This is a genomic window from Pseudomonas sp. SDO55104_S430, from assembly GCF_054070595.1.
Genome location: NZ_JBSVXG010000468.1, coordinates 1 through 1,377 on the forward strand (window position 1 = coordinate 1; position 1,377 = coordinate 1,377).

Genomic DNA, 1,377 nt, shown 5'->3' on the forward strand with positions numbered 1-1,377 from the left:
GCGGTGGGTCAGGCGAAGGATATGTTGAATTTGCCGCCGCCATCGCGGGCAAGCCCGCTCCCACAGGGATCGTTGGTGTGCATTGATATCGCGAACAACCCGCCAGGCGATTATGATGGCGCCATATCCAACCCCGCCTTCACGAGACCCCGCATGACTTTCGATTTCGATCAGGTGTTCAACCGCCACAACACCGGTAGCACCAAATGGAGCCGCTACCCGGCCGATGTGTTGCCGATGTGGGTTGCCGACATGGATTTCGCCGCGCCGCCGGTCATCATCCAGGCCCTGCAAAAGCGTCTGGAACACCCGATGGTCGGCTACAGCGTGGCCCCGGACAGCCTGCGTGAAGCCATCGTCGCGGATCTGTGGAACAAGTACGCCTGGCGCATCGAGCCTCAGGAGCTGATTTTCCTGCCGGGCGTCGAGTCGGGTTTCAACATGGCGCTCAAGGCGCTGGTCCAGCCGCAGCAGAACGTTGTGGTGCAGGTTCCCAACTACCCGCCGCTGCGTCACGCGCCGGGGCACTGGGGCCTGAACAAGGTCGAATTGGGTTTCGAGGCACAAGCGGACGGCACCTATCGCACCCCGCTCGATACCCTGAGCCAGTCTCTGCGAGGTGGCGGCGCGTTGCTGCTGAGCAACCCGCACAACCCGCTGGGCAAGGCATTCCCACGCGAAGAACTGCAATCCATCGCCGACATCTGCCTGGAGCACGACGCCTGGATCATCTCCGACGAGATCCATGCCGAGTTGTGCTTCGACGGTCGCAAGCACATTCCGATCGCCACCCTGAGCCCGCAGATCGCCCAGCGCACCATCACCCTGATGTCGGCCAGCAAGGCCTACAACATCGCCGGCCTGAAGACCTCGTTCATGATCATTCAGGACCGCCACCTGCGCGAGAAGGTCAACCACGCCCGTTGCGGCATGGTCGACAGCGTCAACCCGCTGGGCCTGGAAGCGACCCGCGTAGCCTACAGCGAAGCCGGTCCCTGGCTGGCCGAGTTGAGCGCCTATCTGCAGAGCAACCGCGATTACCTGGTCGACGCCGTGCGCACCCGCCTGCCGGGCATCACCATGAACGTGCCGCAAAGCACCTACCTGGCCTGGCTCGACTGCACGGCGCTGGGGCTGGACAACCCGCAGCAGTTCTTCCTGGAGCAGGCCAAGGTCGGCCTGAGCCCGGGCCTGGACTTTGGTGACGACTGCAAGCAGTTCGTGCGCCTGAACTTCGGCTGCCCGCGGTCGTTGCTGGAAGAAGGCATCAGCCGGATGGAGCGTAGTTTGCGTAACCAGAAAGTCTGACTTTGCAATCCCCTGTAGGAGCAGAGCTTGCTCGCGAATGCGGTGTGTCAGCCGGTATGAATGGTGGCT

At 62.7% G+C, this 1,377-nt stretch carries 1 protein-coding gene; it reads left to right on the forward strand.

Annotated features, from left to right (window positions below; translation table 11 throughout):
- Nucleotides 1-153 precede the first annotated feature (153 nt).
- The gene (locus ACW9JE_RS30730; protein ID WP_457434909.1) at nt 154-1,308 is read left to right on the forward strand and encodes a MalY/PatB family protein; all 1,155 of its coding nucleotides are present in this window, start codon (nt 154-156) and stop codon (nt 1,306-1,308) included.
- Nucleotides 1,309-1,377 lie beyond the last annotated feature (69 nt).

Excerpts from the sequence above, each read along its gene's own strand:
- ACW9JE_RS30730 (WP_457434909.1), top strand. The coding sequence starts at position 154 with ATGACTTTCGATTTCGATCAGGTGTTCAACCGCCACAACACCGGTAGC.